The organism is Streptomyces sp. NPDC090798 (assembly GCF_044768965.1).
GTDB lineage: Bacteria > Actinomycetota > Actinomycetes > Streptomycetales > Streptomycetaceae > Streptomyces.
The window spans coordinates 62,187-81,220 of record NZ_JBIVXA010000030.1; the positions used below are offsets into that span (position 1 = coordinate 62,187).

General features: G+C 67.3%; 11 protein-coding genes and 2 pseudogenes. 11 read left to right on the forward strand and 2 right to left on the reverse strand.

Features of this window, described 5'->3' with window-relative positions; all coding sequences use genetic code 11:
* Positions 1-200: 200 nt before the first annotated feature.
* Positions 201-1,607: a helix-turn-helix transcriptional regulator gene (locus ACIQTP_RS41520; RefSeq protein WP_403409961.1), complete on the forward strand. Its 1,407-nt coding sequence runs from the start codon at positions 201-203 to the stop codon at positions 1,605-1,607.
* A gap of 818 nt (positions 1,608-2,425) precedes the next feature.
* Here ACIQTP_RS41520 and ACIQTP_RS41525 read toward each other — a convergent pair.
* Positions 2,426-2,779 (reverse strand): annotated as a pseudogene (locus ACIQTP_RS41525) (MFS transporter); the annotation flags it as partial.
* A gap of 1,368 nt (positions 2,780-4,147) precedes the next feature.
* Here ACIQTP_RS41525 and ACIQTP_RS41530 point away from each other — a divergent pair.
* A complete protein-coding gene (locus ACIQTP_RS41530; RefSeq protein WP_403409964.1) occupies positions 4,148-6,643 on the forward strand; it encodes an NACHT domain-containing protein in 2,496 nt (831 codons plus the stop codon).
* A 477-nt stretch (positions 6,644-7,120) separates the two neighbouring features.
* On the opposite strand, the gene ACIQTP_RS41535 is transcribed toward ACIQTP_RS41530, so the two are convergent.
* Positions 7,121-8,494, reverse strand: coding sequence for a hypothetical protein (locus ACIQTP_RS41535; RefSeq protein WP_403409967.1), 1,374 nt, complete (start codon positions 8,492-8,494; stop codon positions 7,121-7,123).
* 289 nt (positions 8,495-8,783) lie between these two features.
* On the opposite strand from ACIQTP_RS41535, the gene ACIQTP_RS41540 reads away from it, so the two are divergent.
* The 9 genes and pseudogenes from ACIQTP_RS41540 to ACIQTP_RS41580 all read left to right on the forward strand — a co-directional run bounded on the left by ACIQTP_RS41540 (position 8,784) and on the right by ACIQTP_RS41580 (position 18,913).
* The gene (locus tag ACIQTP_RS41540) at positions 8,784-10,736 is read left to right on the forward strand and encodes a helix-turn-helix domain-containing protein (RefSeq protein ID WP_403409970.1); all 1,953 of its coding nucleotides are present in this window, start codon (positions 8,784-8,786) and stop codon (positions 10,734-10,736) included.
* A 668-nt stretch (positions 10,737-11,404) separates the two neighbouring features.
* Positions 11,405-13,663: a telomere-associated protein Tap gene (gene tap / locus ACIQTP_RS41545; protein ID WP_403409972.1), complete on the forward strand. Its 2,259-nt coding sequence runs from the start codon at positions 11,405-11,407 to the stop codon at positions 13,661-13,663.
* A gap of 6 nt (positions 13,664-13,669) precedes the next feature.
* Positions 13,670-14,227, forward strand: a complete 558-nt coding sequence (gene tpg, locus ACIQTP_RS41550) for a telomere-protecting terminal protein Tpg (RefSeq protein ID WP_403409975.1) — start codon at positions 13,670-13,672, stop codon at positions 14,225-14,227.
* Between the two features lie 326 nt (positions 14,228-14,553).
* The gene (locus ACIQTP_RS41555) at positions 14,554-14,994 is read left to right on the forward strand and encodes a hypothetical protein (protein WP_403409978.1); all 441 of its coding nucleotides are present in this window, start codon (positions 14,554-14,556) and stop codon (positions 14,992-14,994) included.
* Between the two features lie 232 nt (positions 14,995-15,226).
* A pseudogene (locus ACIQTP_RS41560) lies at positions 15,227-15,983 on the forward strand (transposase family protein).
* Between the two features lie 303 nt (positions 15,984-16,286).
* Positions 16,287-16,523, forward strand: a complete 237-nt coding sequence (locus ACIQTP_RS41565) for a recombinase (RefSeq protein ID WP_403409981.1) — start codon at positions 16,287-16,289, stop codon at positions 16,521-16,523.
* A gap of 142 nt (positions 16,524-16,665) precedes the next feature.
* On the forward strand, positions 16,666-17,469 hold the full coding sequence (locus ACIQTP_RS41570) for a hypothetical protein (RefSeq protein ID WP_403409984.1): 804 nt from the start codon (positions 16,666-16,668) through the stop codon (positions 17,467-17,469).
* Between the two features lie 581 nt (positions 17,470-18,050).
* Positions 18,051-18,254, forward strand: coding sequence for a hypothetical protein (locus tag ACIQTP_RS41575; RefSeq protein ID WP_403409987.1), 204 nt, complete (start codon positions 18,051-18,053; stop codon positions 18,252-18,254).
* Positions 18,255-18,409: 155 nt separating this feature from the next.
* A complete protein-coding gene (locus ACIQTP_RS41580; RefSeq protein WP_403409990.1) occupies positions 18,410-18,913 on the forward strand; it encodes a hypothetical protein in 504 nt (167 codons plus the stop codon).
* Positions 18,914-19,034 lie beyond the last annotated feature (121 nt).

Below are 19,034 nucleotides of genomic sequence, written 5' to 3' on the forward strand. Positions count from 1 at the left end.
AGGAACCTCCTGAGACGAACCGTCCGGCTCACGATGGCCGGCTGCCCTCAGAAAACCGCCCCGGCAGACCACCCCGATACAAGGCCGGGAGCATCCTCAAGCGACTTGCAGGATCCGCAAGTTCGGCAAAGACGACCAGCCTGCCCCGGCCCTGGCGGATACCGTGAATATCCCCACGCAGGGCATGTCCAGGAGGCTTGATGAGCATCCACGCCCTACCGCCGCATCCCGTGGTTCTGCCCGTGGTCGCAGTGGACTTGGGGGTGCTCATCCGCAGCCGCCGCAATGCCCGCCGACCCCGGATGACCCAGGCCCAGTTAGGCGTGATGATCGGCTACTCCGCGGCCTGGGTATGCCGAGTGGAGAAGAACGAACTGACCCCGCCCTGGGAGATCCTGATCCGCATCGCGCGCATCCTGACCATCACCCCGGAGGAACTCGGACTCGCCCCCTCCTCACCCGGGCGACCCGGACCGCAGGAAGCGGCAAGGTCGGCTCACCTGGCCCTTCCGGCCACTAGGGTGGCCCCAGACCAGGCCCCGGCGGAGCAGGAGGACGACCCGGTGCGACGCAGAAACTTCCTTGCCGGAGCGGCCGGCCTCGGCGCCACCCTGGCCTCCACCGCCACCACGGCCGCTGCCGCGGACAGCAGCACCGCCACAGACCCCGCCGCAGTACTGGAATCCGCGCTGTTCCAGCCCCTCACCGCCGAGCCAATGCCCCTGGACCGGCTGTCCCTCGCGCTCACCGCAGCCCGCAGCGACTTCCGCGAAGCCCGCTACACGAGTCTGGGCGAGGAACTCCCCGCCCTGATCGCGGCAGCCGAGGCAACCCGCGACTCACTCAGCGGCACCCGCCGCGAGCACGCCAGCACGATCGTCGCGCGCGCCTACGTCCTGGCATCCGAACTCACCGTCAAGGCCCACTCGGACACCGCCTGGGTGACCGCAGATCGCGCCCTACGCGCCGCCCGCGAGAGCGGACAACCCGCCCCCGTGGGAGAAGCCGCCCGCGTTCTCGCCATCGCCATGCGCCGCTCCGGACGCGGACATACAGCCGTCGACCTGCTCACCCACACCGCCACCACCCTGGGCGCGGAACGGGGAACACCGGCACCGTCCGCGCTCGCCGTCCGGACCAGCCTGCTGCTGACCGCCGCGTACAGCGCCGCCGTCACCGGCGACCGCACCACCGCGCTGAACCTCGCCGACGAAGCCGACCAGAGCGCCCAACGCCTGCCCGCCGGCCCCGACGCCGGGCTGTTCACCGTGGACGCCAGTCCCCAGCAGTGCGCGCTGTACCGCATCGGTATTCACAATGCTCTCGGCACCCCGGACGAAGGCATCAGGTACGCCGACTCGATCAACCCCGCACGACTGCCCACCGCCGAACGCCGGGCACGCTTCTACACCGACACCGCCCGTATGTGGCACCAGCTGAACAATCCACGGGCCACTTACGCCGCACTGCGCGGCATCGAACACCAGGCCCCCGAAGAAGCCCGCCGACCCGCAGTCCGCGCCCTCACCGCCGACCTCGTGTACGGCTCCGTCGCGCTCCCCGGCCTCAAGGAATACGCCGTTCGTACCGGGGCCGTCAGCGCCTGAGATGGGTCGGTGTCAAACATGGCGCATACGCGTGGGGCGGCAGCTTGTCCCGAGCTGCTTGATTTGGCCGGTGATAGCCCGTGGGCTGAGGCCGGACATCCCCTCGGTGAGGCCACGCAGCGCAAGGTCAAAGCCCTCGCTGCTCCCGTCGGATTCACTGCGGCCGCCGCCGTCGCCAGCACATCCGCCCGCTCAGCCCCTGCACCCCACATAGCACGTGGACGCAAGACACCGCCGAAGCCAGGCCGCCCAGACGGCACCAGTACCAGGCTCCTCGAGGGAAGCGCCTTGAAGACGAAGGGGGCCAGGAGGCGCCCAGGCCCAGCGCGAGGCGCAAGCGGCCGAACAGCAGGGCCGCCAGCGAGAGGAGGAACACCAAGAGGTTTAGACGGCCGTCGGGCGGACCGAAGCAACACTCCGTCAACTTGAAGAACGCGCGACGGAACTGGCCCAGCAACTTCACGCCGTGGTGAAGCTGAGACGCCGGATCCGAAACGACCTCGACAACGCACGCAACCGAGCCGCGGAAACAGACCATGCCGCACAGCAGCACGCCGCGCCGCTGAGACGTCGCGAGACCGTGCCGAGCGCCTGGAGAAGTGAACCCGCTCGCTTCTCGACCGGCCGTGCCGCCGCTGTGACCACTCTCCAGGGTCCGCTGCAGGCCGTTCTCGCCGGCTGGCAAATCGACTCCGCGGGATGTCTCCGGGGCCAGAGCACGGATGCAAAGTCTGGTGCCGCAAGGTGTCGGTGCGGCCCTGCACAGCGCGGGCGGTCTGCCGCCCGGGCGCCCGGAACGACTAACGTGCGCCATAGCCAGTACGCCTTCCGGTGCCCGCCGAGGCGCTTTTGTGCGCAGGCAAGGTTTGCCATTGCAGCAGGGTGAGCGCGGCGAAGATGGCGGCGGCGACCGTGCATACGAGGCGGAAGTCGGCGGCCAGCAAGGCGAGTCCGACGAGCGGGTCGAGGAGCATGCCAGCCTGGTAGTAGACGTAAAGGGTGGCGAAGGTGTCCACGCGCCATTCGCCCGCCTAGGCGGCCAAGTAGGCGCGGACGGCGGGGTTGAACAGAGCGCCGGCGAAGCCGGTCGCGGCGGAAGCGGTGATCAGGGCGGCCAGGGTGTCGACCCAGCCCAGGAGTCCGAAGCTGGCGGTGCGCAGAAGGCACCCCGCCTTGTTGAAGCGGTCGCGGTGGTGCCGCCGAGTCGGAAGACCGGTGGAGTGAATCACGCAGGGGCTGAACGGGCCCCGGACGGGAACCCGGTTGGATACCTACGGGGGGCGAGCAGGGCCTCCTGAACCGTCTGTATGGCCAGGGTGACGTCACGCGGTGCCACCGCCACCTCAGTTCCCCTGTCGAGGGTCGTCTCGGCCCTTGTGGAGCACCCTTCACTAACCTTCACGACGACGAGGCCTCCTGGCCTCATCCCGTCCCAGTAGGCGGTCCAGCACGGTCAGCGCGGCGCGGCGTCGTCCTGTGTCGCGGCTCCACACAGCGGGACAGACCACGAAAAGGAAAGCGCACAGAGGCAGCGCGGCGACGATGACGGCGGGGATGTAGTTACCACTCCACGCTGCCGCGGCCGACAAGGTGACCGTCGATGTGGCGGAACCGCTTACGGCGGCACCCCGCATTCGCGAGAGAAGGGACGGGGTGGGGCTGGTGACCACGTGCAGCTCCAGGAAGTGAGAGTCGGACCGTGAGACCAGCACACACCCGTGATCGATTCTGTGGCCAACGAGCGGATTTCCCGAGCCTCTGAGCTGCTTTTACTGGCCTGCGGCACGGAATGAGCGGCATTCTGTGGAGAGTAAGCAGGTTTAGGGGGGCGAGAGTTGAGCGAGTACGCCGACAGCCCGAGGCGGTCGCCTGGCCGCCCGGCCGGGCCGGTGCGCCCCGACGAGCCGGGACACTCATACGCGACAGGGCTGCGCGCTTGGACCACCTCGGCGGGGATGTCGCGCAAGCGCCTCGCGAAGGCCTCCCCCTACTCTGAGACAACCATCAGCCACACACTGTCGGGGACCCGGTTCCCCGGTCTGACAGAAGCACTGCTACGCCGGGCACTCAGGATCCTTGAGCTGTGTGGCGCCAGCCGGTCCGACCTCGAAGCCTGGGAGCAATACCACGCTGCCATCGGAGCCTGGGCCCGCCGCGGCTTCCCAGGGACACCGCCCCAGCCGCCACTCCCTCCCGGCGCTGTGCGGACTGGGCCGCCACCAGAGCTGCCCGACACAGTTACCGAGCTCCTCGCACGGCAGCAAGAAGATGGCGACAGTGTGCCCTACCTGCTTCCAGAAGGCCGACTGCCCCGCCTCTCAGAAGTTTACGTACGGCAGGTCATCGACTCCGACGACAATGGGGGCACAACAGGCGTGGAGGCCCGGGCCGCGCAGGACGTGGTCACGGAAGAACCAGGACATCTCCTGGTCGTCGCCGGACCTGGTGGCGGCAAGTCCACCCTATTACGTCAGCTAGCAGGAGGCCTTGCAGCTGCCTGGCTGGAAGGAGACACGCCTCCGCCGCTCGTTCCCGTGTACATGACCGCCACCGAACTCGCTCGACGACCTGAAACGATCGAATCCGCCCTGATTCCTGCCGCGCTGCCTGAAGGCATGCGCTGGCTTGCCCTCGTGGACGGGGTCGACGAGATCGTCGAACCTGGGGCGCGCCGAGCGTTCGTGCTGAGCCTGGCCCGCTTCGCCGAGCGCCAGCAAGGCGCCGCCCAACTTCTCGTCACGACACGCCCGTTGCCCGCCAGCGAAAGCAGTGCTTTGCAGACTGCAGGACTGACCCCCTATGCGCTCGAACCCTTCGACCGGCCGCGCCTGATCGACTTCGCGACGCGTTGGTTCGGCGACGCGGAAGTCGCTGCTGACTACCTACGTCAGGTAGATCGCGCGTGCCTCGGCCCGCTGGTACGCGTACCGTTGCTCGCCACTATCACAGCCGTCGTCCACGAGGCGTACCCGGACAGCCCACTGCCGGGCAACCAGTACTTGCTCTACGAGCAGTACCGCAGGCATCTGGCCCGGTCCAAAGCACCTCAACTGCGCGAGCAGTGGCAATGGTTGGAGGACGCCGTGGATGGTAATCCACAGGGCGCCCCCGCCATCCGCGAGTTGGCCGCACAACGCGGCGAGGCACTCTTGCACTATCTGGCTGTCACTCAAACTGGACGCGGCGTCGAGAGCCTGACCCGCACCGCACTGAGCTGGCTGGACGACCGACTGGACACACCTGCTAGCCGTCTAGTACTCGGCTGGCCTGAGCACGTCAGGGGAATCCTCGCAGGCACAGGAATGCTGCTGCGCACGGCGACGGACGTACGGTTTCTGCACAACAGCTTCGCCGAGCATCTCGCAGCTGAGTACCGAGCAAGACAACTCCCCAGTTCGGGATTCTTTGACGAACCCGCATGGCACACGGTCATCAGCCAAGCCCGTGGCCACGACAAGGCCGCCCTGGCCACACTCATCCACGCCGCCCACCGCTCGACCAATCTCGCCAAAGAGTTGCTGGAAAGGCTGGAGGAGGGCACGCCCGCAGATCGCCTCGTTGCCGCCCACCTCCTTGCAGAAGGTCCCCTCCTCGATGACACGCATGCTCAGTGGTTTCTCACTCAGCTGGATGCAACCGACCCCGACCTTGAACCCGATTGGTGGTCGCTTGCAGCCCGCATTCGTCATCCGAAGATTGCGAACACGCTTACACAACTAGCGAGCAGGCCAAATGAACGACGCTACGCGGCGGCGGCGGCCCTTGCCGCGCATCGACCAGATACTGCGGGCCATGAGCTAACGAGAATCGTTCAGTCAGCTACCGAGCCATGGGAGACCCGATGTGACGCATTGCGTGCTCTGATTCGCCTGGGGGATGGGCGGGCGCAACGGGCCGCGCTGGCATTAAGAGAGCAGCTTCTCGAAGAGGACCGTGATCTCCTCGATCTTGAAAATACTCTCACAGTGCTCAAAGAAGTTTGGCCTACCGATGAGCTAGAGACTTATCTTCAAGAACGGTCGCTCTTCCCAGACGAGACAGCGCGCTTCACTGCACTAGCGTCGCTGGCCATCTTTAGTAGCGAGCATGCGGAAGATGCTTTGGATCATCTGTTCGCCCTGATTGATCCGAACTGCATCGATTCGCCGACATCTCTCCGATCGATCTCCACGCTTGCCCAACTGCCCGGTGGCAAAGCAAAGCTAAATGGAGTGTTCGCCGCAGCGCGCTGTGGCCTTAAGCAGCAACTGCAGCTAGCACGGCGACAAATCCAAAGGGGACTGCTGGAGCAAGAGGTCGTTGTAGTCATGCTGGCAGGTACTGCTGAACTGCCGCGCTGGTATGAGTTCACCGACGACCTAGAACTCTTCGATGCTGCTCAGGCTTTGAGACTGCTCTTGAATGACCTGCATGAGGATGTGCGATCGGCTCTCCATCTAGTGCTTCAGAGGAACGTAGTGTTCTGCCCTGACGGCTCCTCACCCCGGAATAGTGTGCTACTGGCGCTCATGGTCGCTGGTTGGGAATTGATGAGCCTGTATGGCTGGGGTGGTGCTTGGGGACCCGCTAACTCGGTCAGTGCTGTGAAGAAGGTGCTAGTCGACGGAGTGCTTTCTCCGTCCGAAGGCTCCCCAGGAGCTATTTGGCTTCACTGCGCAGAAGATTTCTCCGATAGTCCTATCGGCACGGGCAATGATTTAGAGGCGGTCATTCCCTTGGATAGCTATCTTGATTGGGGTACGTGGCTGGGTTGGCTGGCAATGGTGGTGGATGAATCTGGCCCGTGGGACTCACTGGTCAGTGAGCTTATTTCTTTTACTGTGGATACAGCTATCCCAAGGTCAGGACGAACAGCGATCCTGCTAATGGTGGCTCTACTGTTGTGCGTGCGCCATGTCCGAATGGATAGGGAGAGACGGGCTGCGTACCTATATTTTCTGGCGGACACTAACCGCCATAGAGTTATTCGGCTTGATCGAATATTGCGAGAGATTGCGCGAATGATAGTGCAAGAACCCGAAGCTCCTCAGGCTTAGTTTCCTCCCGTCATTTCCTTTCTCGGAGAACTGAAATGACGGGAAGCTGGAAGGAAGAAGGCGCGTCACTCCTAGCTCCTTCTCCCTCTGTGAAGTGACGCTTTGGTGCCAGTGACTACATGCTGTTTCTGTGACATCGTCAGGCCGTCTCGACTGGGTATCTGACGTGGTGAAAATGCCTTGGAGCCACTGGCATCTAGCGAGATCAAGCATTGGCGAGTAGTGGCGTCATCTCTGGACGGCTTCGAGGCACTCCCTATAGAGGGGTGGCCCACACACTTCTACGTGGACTGTGTGCGGCGCTGAGTAGGTGCTTTTCAACCTCAACGCTGCAAGTCAGGGCGTCCGTGTTTGCCTGTGGGGCACGTCCATAACCTGCTCACCGGTGAGGACGGGCAGGTTGCCTCGACGTGCGGCGCCGACCCGGTCCCCCTCGGATGCCAGGGATGTCATGCCTGGCGCCCACGGGTTTTGGCATCAGCTTTCGGTCTGAGCTGTCGGGTTGTTTTGGCCGTTGCTGCGTCGTCGGCGGGACAGGAGGCGGAGCCAGGAGAAGCGGTTGCGCCTTTTAGCGGGGCGTTCGGGCGCCGTGGCGGCCCGACGCGGAAGCGATCCGGTCGGCGCCACGGCAAGTACCGCAGCGCGCGCGGTAGCGGACTCCGGCATGACAACTTCGGTCGTCTCAGAGCGGGTGGTCGGTGTCACGGCCGTGTGCGGGGGTGCTGGTTCGCTTCGGGCTTCGTCGGCGGTGGGCAGCTGTAGTTGCTGGGGCGGACGGCTGCGGACTGTGGAGTGCTGTGTGTGGTTGCGGGCGAGGCTGCGGCGGTGGCGTTCGCGTCCTTGTTCGGCGTGTGCGAGGTCGGCCATGACCTGGAGCGCGGCCGCCAGGCGCTGGCCGGCGGGGCGGCCGAGGGCGGAGAGCGGTAGGGGGACCAGGCCCCACCAGTCGGCTTCACCGGCTGGGCGGGGGCGGGAGATGCGCCAGTCGTGGCGCCAGGACGCCATGTCGCCGCTCCAGTCTTCTCCTTCCCGGGCGGCGTGCTGGTGGTTGTGGCCGCCGTAGGGGATGAGCAGGGTGTCCTCGGCGAGCCAGCACACCGCGCCGCGCAGGGCGTTGATCTGCCGTTGGGCGAGGGTGGGCTGCACTTTGCGGTGGGTGAGGGCTTGGCCGCGTGGCCGGACGGAGAGGCTGCCGGCGCTGGTGTAGTGGACGGGGTCTTCACGGTCGAAGATCCACCAGTGCTGGGTGCCGGCGCCGTACTGCGCGCGCACGGCTTTCATCTGCTGGTCCACGAGGGCGGGGGAGAGCAGCCGCCGGGGGCGTTCGATGACCGCGGTCTCGTCCCCTTGGCGCACGACCAGAGCCGGTGGAAGTTCCCAGCGCTGCCCTACCTGGCCGGGGCTGATCTGCAGCCATGCGGCGACACCGGGCAGGGCGGACAGCCGGTCGCGCAGGTCGAGGACGCGCGTGAGGTCGGCCTGGACGTCTGCCTGCTGCTGCGCCGGGGCGCCGCAGCGGTCGGATCCGGGCCGGCTGCCGTGGTGACGGAAACGCGGGGTGAAGTGGGAGCCGGCGCTGGCGGGTCCGGTGAGTATCAGCTGCGCCCCGCAGGCGCAGCACCGGTAGCGGCCGTGGGCCAGGCCGCGCGGCAGGCTGTGCGGGGCCTGCGGGTCGCGGCGTAGGTCGATGATGCGTCCGGCGGTGGACTGGTCGATGGCGAGTTCGCTCATGCGGGGCAGAGCGGTACGGCGCCGGCTGGTCCGTGTGGCGGGCAGCGGCGCGGGAGCGGCGGGCCCGGACAGGGCGCGGGGGCGGGAGAGGGAGGAGCGGGAAGCAGCGGGGCGGGTCATGGACGACTCCAGGCAACAGGTGTGGGGACGAGACGGGCGGGACTGTTCACAGCCTTGCTCCGCCTGCTTTGTCCGACACAATGTTCGCGCCTTTGGCCTGGTGAATTGCGGACATGGCGCGGCAGCGCCGGACCGTCCACCCGCCGCCGGGCCCGTAGTGATCCGGCCATCCGTGTCCTAGGGAGGCTGGTTGACGCCCTGCCGTCTCTGGCGTGATCTTCGTACGCTGGGCCGCCAGCGAACTGTGCACTGCATCATCGGTGCGCCGCTGCCGTGGGGGAGGGGGGCTATGGCGGAGAAGAAGGCCGGCCGGGGATGGGGCGACCTGCAGGCCGACACGGTCGAGGGGCGGGCTCTGGCGATCTATCTGCGGCAGTTGCTGGACCGCTCCGGCAAGCAGCTGAGAGACCTCGAGCCGTCTGTCCGCTACGGCCGCAGCACGATCTCGGAGTTCTTCAGCGGCAAGAAGGTCCCATCACAGCAGTTCATCGTCAAGGCCGTCGACGCGCTCACAACGCCCCTGGAGCGGGAGATCCGCCGCCAGGAGGCCCTGGCGCTCTGGCACAAGGCGAAGAATCCCGCGCCGCCCTCCGCCCATCTGCCCGCCCCACGGCCCGCCGAGGAAGCCGCGGCGGCCGCGCTTGCCAGCGTTGCAGCCACCGCCCAGGACCAGGCGGCTCAGGCCCAGGAGCAACTCACCCAGGCGCACGAACGCAACGACCGCCTCACCCAGGAACGCAACCGCGCCCAGCAGATGGTCACAGCCCTCAGCATGCTCACCGTCGACCTCCAGCAGCGCATGAGCGGTCTCAAAAACCACCAGGGCCAGGAGACTCAGCAGGAGCTGGCCCGGCTGACCTACCAACTCGACACCGCACAGCAGGATCTGGGGCGCGCCCGCGCCAGCCGCGAGGAAGCCGAACAGCTCACCCGCCGCCTGCGCCGGCGCAGCGACGAACTTGAGGAACAGCTCGCCCGTCTCCGCGCCACCGCACCCGCCCCGCGCAGCGACAGCGACCCCACCCTCCTGCCACCCATGCCCGAAGACCTTCAAGAGGCCTTCTTCCGAGCCGACTTCGACCAGATGCTCGACACCGTGCACGGCTTCCTCGACGAAGGCCAGGCCCTGCGGGACGAAGTCCGCGACGAATGGGACCTGACCCCGCCCCGCCGCACCGCCACCCAGATCATCCAGCGCTGGCAGACCGCCACCCACCTCCTGGGCCGCGCCCTGGGATGCCTGCTGCTCATGACCACAGCCGTCGCCCTGCTCGCCGTCACCGACGCCGGCGCTCCCGGATGGGCACCGCTCCTGGTCCTGCTCGCGGTGAGCGGGCTGGTCTTGACTGCTGATCCGTGGGAGCCGGCACGACGGCTGTGGCCCGTGCTGCGCAGCTCTCTGCGGGGCGAACCGCTAGCCCGGCAGATCCGCTTCAGCGCCAAAAGCCTGTCGGACCGCCTTGTGCGCTGCCTCACCGCCCTCGCGGGTGCCGCTACGGCAGCTTTCAGCCTGTTCACGGCCACCCGGTGGAGCTCCTGGTGGCTGCTGGCACTGCTCCCGGCTGCTGCCGCGTTGGCCGCCTACACGGTCGTGGGCAAAGACCGCCGCGTCCTGCCGATGCTGCAGGACGCCATCGGCAGCCTCGCCGCTGACCTGAAAGCCCCCCGCCGCCAGCAGCCCGATGCCGCACCGCGCCCTCGCCTTGTGCTCACCGACCGGGACTGGCTCGATGCGCGGCGCCAGGAAGTCGCCGACGCCATGACCGGCCCGTGGCGCCAGACACCGCTGTGGATCAAAACCGCGGTGGTCATCCCAGCCTTCCTAGTTTTAATGTCCGCGACGGGAGCACTTCTGAGTGCGCTCTCGAGCCATGTTGCGAAAGCCTGGGACGGCAGCGGGCTGACCGCCACCGTCGACCGGCCGGTCCGCGCCTACCTGCATGCCCACACCGCGGGACTGCCTGTCACCGCCACCACCCTGCACCTGGTCTGGGTTGCCTCCGGCGCCGGGCTGCTGGCTTTCTCGTTCCTCACCGGGGCCTTCGGAGCACGGCTCACCTGGATCCTGTGGGGTGCCGCCACCACCGTCATGGTGTGGTCGGGAACAGCCGGTCCCGCACGACAGGTTGCCGCCGGACTTGCCGTCATCGGCTGGGGCATCGCCTCCATCGCAGGCTTGCGCGGCCTCGTCCTGCGTCCCGAACTGAGCCACAACGTCACCGTGAACAACAACAGCGACTGATGCGGATGATGGGCCTTCGGTAAGGCGGGGGTGAGGTGTCGGCAGCTGGTGGTATGAGTGGGCGATGACCGACACGACTTCGGCGATAGCCCTGTTGCAGGCGGCGATTCCTGCTGAGGTACGGCGACAGCCTCTGGGCAGGCACTTCGTACCTGGGAGGAACGACAAGGTGTCGCGCTGCCCGAGCCGTACCGCACCTTCGTAGCCGAGATCTCGAACAGTGCCTATGCCGGTCCGCCCGAAGACGACGGTTTGCTTTTGCCGGCGTCGATGCCCTGGCTGGTCTCGGCCGTTTGCCGAGGTCTTCACGCTCTGGGCGTCGACCACGGCCGCGGTGGGCTCCGTGCTGCGGCCGTGTGCCCGACGGGTCTTGTCGCGTAACAGGTCGTGGACCTGTACGAGGTCGGCGATCTGGGTCTTCCCGGTGCCGGGCTGTCCGGCGACGACGACCACGACCACGACTGGCCGGGGCTGCGGGACGGCGCCCTGGTCCGCCGACGGGAGGGTCGCCCGGTGCAGCACGTCGAATGTCTCCTGCTCACAGAGTTTTCTGTCACCGCTCCTCCTGGAAGAACCTGCGGCGTACTTAGCATCAAATGAGCGATCGATGTTAAATCGAGGAGAAATCCATGAGTGATTGAAGTAGGGTGGGGTCGGAGGTGAGCGCTGTGCCCAACGAGGAAGACGCGCTTTTCGGCGCGGTCGACGCACTGCTGGAACAGGTCGCCCAGGACCCTCTGCCGCCCCCGGCGGAGCGCAAGCGTCTACGGGAAGCCGCGGGCCTCAGCCAGGGGCAGATCGCCAAGGCGCTGGACGCCCGGCGGGAATCCGTCGGCAACTGGGAGACCGGCCGCAGTGAGCCGCGGCCACCGAAGCGGGCCGCCTACGCCCGGCTCCTGGACGGCCTGGCGGCGCGCTTCCCTGTTGCCTCCAACACCATTGCGCCCGTGCAGGACACGGCGGTGCGCGAGACGTTCACCGGCGTCCTCGCCCCGGCGGAGGCGCGGACTGTGCCCGCAAATCCGGCGCCCGGGGCTGTGGCCCTGCCGGCTGAAGGCAACACCCGTCCCCGCCCCGCCAAGACCGCGGCTGCGGCTGCCGCGTCCCCTCCGGTGCGCGCCGTCAGGCCGTCGGCGACATCGCGGCGCCCGGGCGTGAAGAAGGCGGCCCCGGCGAACACTCCGGCGGGCGTCGACCCGCGCTTCGAGAACGGGCCGTTGGCCGTCGTCGACGTCGAAGACGGCAACGTCGTCGCGTACTGCGTCGACGGTCTGGTCCTGGATGTGCCCGCCAAGTCGATCCCGGCGCTGGTCGACTGGACGCTGAAGGAGGCGAAGCTGGGGCAGCCGAAGCTGTCGGGACCGGGCAAGGACGCCGACCCGCTGCTCGTGCTCACCGAGGCCGCGTGCGAGCGCTACGGCCTGCCGGTCGCCCTCACCGAGAAAGAGCGGCTTGCCGGGCGGCTCCCCGAGGGGCACAAGGCCATCAGGCAGCTCGCGCGCGCCGACTGGAAGCTCACGAAGCGCGGGTTCGGCCCGTGGGCGCGGATCTACCGCCCGGCGCAGGGCTCCGAGCGTGCCTGCGTCCAGATGTGCATCCCGTCCTGGCACGCGCTCGGCACCCGCCACTGGGGCGAGGCCGGGCAGCTTCCGCCGGCCGAACTCGCCCGGCTCCTGGGCACGTACGCGTCCCGGGTGATGACGCCCCGCGGCTCCACCGCCGTCACCGGCCTGGAGCTGATGACCGCGCTACACCCGCCGACCCGCGCGTCCGAACCGGACGCCCACGGCGTGCGGCACAGCGAGCACAACCCCGGCTCGCTGGGAAAGGACCCGGTCGACCCGGCACCGTGCGAGGCCCCCGACGGCCATCCCGTGCTCAACGAACTGAACCTGCCCCGCTTCCACGTCCGCGGCCCGGCGGAGAAGCTGTTTGAGGAGGCGTACGACTGGGCGCGCCCGCTCACCGACGCCGAATGCATGCACCGGAACCTGGTGGGCATCGACGTGAACATGGCCTTCGCCGCCGGAGCGAACGGCACGGTCGTCGGCCTCGGCGCGCCGACCCGGGTGAAGAGCCCAGTGTTTGACCCGAAGCTGCCCGGCTCGTGGCTGGTCGACCTCTCACACGTCGACCTGTCCCGCGTGAAATCGGGCAAGGAGTGGGTGGACCTGGAGGGCGAGCTGCTGCCCAGCCCGTTCACGCCGAAGGGCGAGCGGCCCCAGGGCCCGGCCTGGTACGCGACGCCGACCGTCGCGTACGCAGTGGAGCTGGGCTACGAAGTGCGCCCGGTCGAGGCGTGGGTGCGCTACGACAACGGCCGCTACCTGGACGCCTGGTACAACCGGCTGCGCGACGCGTACGTCGCGACGATGGCCGACCTCGGGGTGCCAGCCGACGTGCCGCCGCAGGAGTTCCTGGCGGCGATGGACGGCTACAAGGAGCGCGACCCGCAGCTGGCGGTCGTGGTGTCCGCGATCAAGGCGACGGTCAAGGGCGGCCTCGGCAAGCTGCGCGAGCGCCCGCGCGGCGAGGGCTGGAAGCCCGGGCAGCCGTGGCGGGCCCTGTCCCGGCCGACCTGGCGTCCCGACATCCGCGCTGCCGTCATCTCCCGCACGCGGATCAACATGCACCGCAAGATCCTCAAGCACGCCGCCTTCACCGGGCAGTACCCGGTCGCGATCCTCTCCGACTGCGCCGTGTACGCGGTCGACGGGGAAAGCCCGCTGGACTTCCTGCCGTACCGGGAGGGCAAGCCGCTGCCGGGCGGCTTCAAGCTCGGAGTGAACCCCGGTCTGGTCAAGTGGGAGGGCACCCAGAGCGTGTTGTGGGGCGAGGGCGTCCGCGAGCAGTTCAATGCCCCCGAGCTCAACCTCGCCCGGTACATCAAGGACGGCACCGTCACTGACAAGGACAGCGGGGAGTAGGCGGGCATGGGCATGTTCAGGGACGGCCTGGACCAGGCGGTGCAGAAGGCGTTCACTCGCCCGGTCCCGAAGTCGGCCGGCGCGCAGATGCGGTATCTGGTCAAGCAGCTCAAGGGGACGAAGGCGGTCGCCCAGACGCTGCGGGTGTCCCAGCGCACCGTGGAGCGTTACGTGAAGGACCAGTTCAAGAAGCCGCGCCCGGACCTCGCCGCGCGTCTGGAGCGCGAGGTGAAGGCGCGGTGGCAGCCGCAGATCCGGGCGAAGGCCCGGGAGGAGGCGGCAAACACCGGCGGCATCGTCATCGACACCCGAGCCCGGCTCGGCTACACCGCGCCGATCGGGTCGACGGACCAGAACCGGATCCGGCACCTGACCGTCGCGCTGCCGCCGCGCTACGCCGCCCGCCTCTTCGACGCCCAGCAGCAGGGCGCCAGCGATCAGGAACTGCGGGAGATCGCCGCCGAAGCACTCAAGGAGGTGTACTTCCAGGACAGCGGCCGCCGCGCCGGAAGCTTGGAAGAGGTCCGCTTCACCGACATCGAGCACCTGGAGTTCGACCTGTAGAGGCCGCGCCCTGAACAGCCCGCGAGCCCCAGAAGTGGTCGGGCGCTTCAGTTGGCGAGTGAGTGCCCGGGTTGGCGAGTTGAGCGTTCGGCGGGCGTTCTTCCCTGGTCAGCGGGCCGTCATCTCCTGAGGATGGTTCGCCTCGGAGTACCTGTATGTAGGTGTTAGTTGGCACTTTGGCCGCTGGGCGCGTACGCATGCCAGGCCAGGAGCGAAGGTACGGCTGTGAGCCGGCCAGATGAAGGGTGGGGACAGTGAGGGCTGGCGAAGAACGGGAGCGTTGGGAGTCGCTGCCCAACGTTGGCGTGGGACCGCTGCGGTTTGGGATGAGTTCGGCTGAGGTCGCCGACGCGCTCCAGGTCTCAGGGCCCCAGGAACGTGCGGGTGGCCCGTACCGACGGGAAGACTTCGCCGACGGGGTGGCGGCGTTTTACGACGCGGGCAAACTGGCGTGCGTGGCGTTGGATGCGCTCACCGGTCCGCAGGTCTATCTTGCAGGCTTCGCGCTGGCGGGCCGCGACCCCGAGCAGGCGCACCAGTACCTCCTTGACTACGCCGCCGAGCACGGCAACTGCCTGTTGTACACCCCCGATGACTCCCTCTCCCTGACCGATCTCGGGTTGCTTCTGCGGGCCCAGCAGATTGCGGATGTGCGCTTGTCGCGCCCGCTCTTCGTGATCGAGGAGTGGTTGGACTCGGAGTACTACCGCGAACGCCTGCCTCTTGAAGGCACCCCGGCCACGCATGGATGGGCGGGGCCTTCGTAGCGCGCGAGCCGCTGCCAGGCTGTGCCGGTACCCTGCCCGCCTGCCCGCCCCCGGCTCAACTCGCCAAATCAAATGCTCTGTCACACCAGATGTGACTGAGCAACTCCAGTTGGCCACTGAGTGTCTTCCAAGCTGGCGGTGCTGACCGCGAGTTGGACAGTCCTGCACAACGACGAAGCTCCTGGTAGACGGGTTCTCGACCAAGACCACCCGTGTTCGCCAGGAGCTTCGCGTGCTTGTCTACCCGTCCTCGATTGATCTGTCCAGCCGCACCTTGCGGTTCCTGACCGGGCAACTGGCGGTCAGGCGGCAGGAGATCGGGACGCGGTGGCGGCGACTTTCCGCCGCACGTCAGGCCCTGCTCGCCCTGGCCCACCTGCGGTGCGGTGACACATACGCCCAGCTCGCCGCCGGATTCGGCATCGGGATCGCGACCGTTTACCGCTACATACGTGAAGCCGTCGAGGCCCTGTCCACCCTCGCTCCGTCCCTGGAGGAGGCGATGAGGACGATCCGGACGAAGGCGTTCGTCATGCTCGATCGGCACCCTGCTGCCGATCGACCGCATCGCCGCCGACACCCCGTACTACTCTGGGAAACACAAACGCCACGGCATGAACGTCCAGGTCCTTGCCGACCCGTTCGGACGGCTGCTCTGGGCCTCTCCAGCTCTGCCCGGCTCGACTCACGATCTGACCGCCGCTCGACAGCACGGCATCATCGACGCCCTCGCCGAAGTAGGGCTCAAATGCTGGGCGCACAAGGCGTACCAAGGAGCCAGCGGACATGTCCGGGTACCGTTTCGAGGCCGCCGCCTCAAGAGATGGAAGTGCCGCCACAACACCACCCACGCCAAGATCCGCTGCCTCGGCGAACGGGCCATGGCCACCCTCAAGGGCTGGCGCCTGCTGCGGAAGCTCCACTGCAGCACCAACCGAATCACCGACGTCGTGAAGGCCGTCCTCGTCCTTCACCACGCATCAACGTGAGGTCGGAAAACGCTTCTTGGCCACCTCGCCGCCTTTCCCGGGATGACCTGGCAGAAGCGATGGGGGGCGTCCGGACACGACGAGGGGCGGCCGGTCGGCGACGAGGCCGGCGACAACAAGTACCTGCGCAACCAGCTGCCCATGAGCCAGGCCCGTCGCACGGCAGGACGTCTGCTGCGCGTTGACCGACTTCGGCATCGACCTGAAGGACCTCACCCCCGAGGCGTTGCTGCACCACTCCGCCGAGTCCCGCAAACACGATCTGCGTGCATCCGCTGCCCGATACTCAGCGTCAACCCCAGGATGCTGCCCCGCCTCGACGAGATCGAGGAGGACTTGCTGGCCCGCCGCAAGCGGGCTGTCACCGAGGGCTGGCAGGGCGAGATCGAAGGAATCGACCTGGCGGTCACCTTCCTTCGCAGCAAGCGCGAACAGACTCGCGGCTTCGAGGGGTCCGGCCCCGTTTCGCTGGGGCCCCGTGATCCCCGAACAGCCGACCATCCACCGCAGCCACGGCATGAGCCCAACGGCCCGGACTAGCCCTCCCGAAAGCACAATTGAGGCATAACCGTCAGGTGCCAGATGAAAGTCAGCAGCTTCTCTGAAACCTGGATGCACGCCCGCGTCCCGCAGCCGCAGGATGGACGCCATGCCAACCCTCAGCACCAGGACGCTCGCCCGAATGATCAAGATCGGCAAGGAGCTCCCGAAGTCCGACATCCTCGACCTGATCATGGAAGCGAACCTCTGGTCCAAGCACGTCAGAAGAGACGAGAACCGGCAGGAGCTCCTGCGGGCCGTCCTGAACGATGCCCGCGAAAGGGCACGCGATGAGATCCTCGGCGACGAGGCGCACCAGGCGCTTCTCGACTTTGCTCGGGCCCTGGTGGAGTTCAACCTCCGCAAGGACCTCCGAGACCTGGTCGAAGACCTCGCGGAAGCGCTCCGGAGCGATGGATACGAGCTCATCGTTCAGCCCGAAGCGGACCTCGGTGCCTTTAGCGGGTTCCGCCACAAGGCGAGGATCCTGCCCACCGACCCCAGCTGGGTCCCTCTCCATGAAGAGATGACCGCGCTTGAACACGAGTTGGCGGTGCGGGGCTACATCCAGGCCTTGGGCCACTACAAGGCGGCGGTGAAGAACTTCTCGGAGCAGGATCACCCGTCGTCGAACGGGCAGCTCCGGACAGCGCTCGAAGATTTGATCGTCAACCTGGCCATCGACCACGCGGGTTACACGGATAATGGTCGGGCCAACCAGGGCGGCCTTGCGATCAAGAGTCTCTATGTCCAGGGCGGACAAGGTCCGGCCGTCATCGGCCAGCCGTTGCCCGAAAAGGATGGAGGCACTCTGATTCAGGGCCTGTGGGACATCTCCCACCTGAACGGCTCGCACCCGGGGCTCTCCGATGCCCAGGAAGCCCGCATCCGGATGCAGTTGGTGACGGGGGTCATGCAGTTCCTCCTCCGGCACTTCCCCGTCTGACCGGAGGCTGATCTTACGACGGAATGGAGGAGTGAGTATCGTTCACGACCAAGATGAGATACAGCACCACTACTCCATGATCGAGTCTACGACTGCACAGTCATTGTCATCAGATACAACCGTTCTTGGCGCAGAGAACATCCAGCTCCATCCACGTACTGCCCGGCCGGTCAGCTCGGAGGTGGCCTTGCTGTCGTCGTCGACGCGAGCGGCCTTGCAGTGCTCGATGTAGCCGGTCTTGCCCGCCTTCTTCGCCAGTATCGGCAAGTTCGGATGTCCGAGTGTGCGGAATAGGTAGCAACAGGACTGCTTGGCAGATTCACGGTCGTACGGCCCAGCCGGGCCCGGCGGGCCAGCATGCTCTTACTGAGATGCACCGCAACCAGCCCGGCCTCAAGACGAGCACGCAGCTCCGCGAGCGCCGTCGCCGGGTTCTCGAAATTCTGCCTGGTCACCCGCGTGTCGGCCCTCCCCTTGTGCTGTTCGCCGGTGTTCATCTTCAACCGCCCGCACCCCAGCGAACACCCGCTTCACGAAACTCGGCCACGACAACCCGCCCTGGTCGAAAAGGAGCGACACCGATGTCCGACCGTACCGCCGTGATCATGCTCGCCTGCGCCCTGACTGTTCTGATCGCAGTTCTCATCGGCGCAGCGGCCGGCTATCTTGCCCGCCGCGACCACGCCACCTACCCCGCTGCCCTCACCCGAGCTGCCTTCGCCTTCGCCGCGACGCTCACACTGGCCGCGACCCTCACCACAGCATTGACCGACGCGAGCGGCTGACAGGTGGCCCGCATGGCACCCACTGGCTCCGGGCTGGGGTTGCCAGGGCGATGCGCTCCGCGGGCAGCCGACGCAGCGCGAGGGAAGATGGCTGGGCGTGCCTGGCTCTGTGGGAGCGGGTGTTCGGACCAGCTGGCGCACGCTACGGTCCTTGCATGAACTGGGGAGATGCGCCGGCGTGGGCTGCTTTCGCGCTGTCGGCTGCGGCGCTCTTTGTGAGTATCAAGGCCCGCCAGGACGGAAAACGGTCAGCAGACGCCTCAGGCAAGTCGGCTGATGCAGCGGTCCGTTCCGCAGATGCCGCCGAGGCCACGCTCGCCGATCAGCGGCGAGCGGCGCAGGAGGACCGCTGGGCTCGGCTGGAGGCCGAGCGGCCTCGCGCGGACGTAGTCGTCGAGTACGTCAGCGGTGACACCTGGGCCCTGCGCAATAAGGGGTCGGCTCCGGCCAGGGCCGTGACGGTTGGCGAGCGTGACTGGCCGCCAGGAACCGAGCGGCCGGCGGGCTGGGAGCTTGCCTGTGGCGAGGCCAAAGCGTTCATGATGGCGGGGGACATGGTCCATCCCGTGCCCACCCAGCTGTGGCTGACCTGGTCCGGCCAGGAGGAGCCTGTGGCCCACGCGGTGCCGCTCCGCACACCGCGGATCCGCAAGCGATGAACCGGCTCTGCCCGGCCAGGATGCGCGGCAGAGCAAAGACGGGCTCACCCATATGGAACGCGCTCGGCGCCCTCTGGGAGGCGGCAGCTGCCTTCTTCGCACCGTAGGCCACCTGAGCATC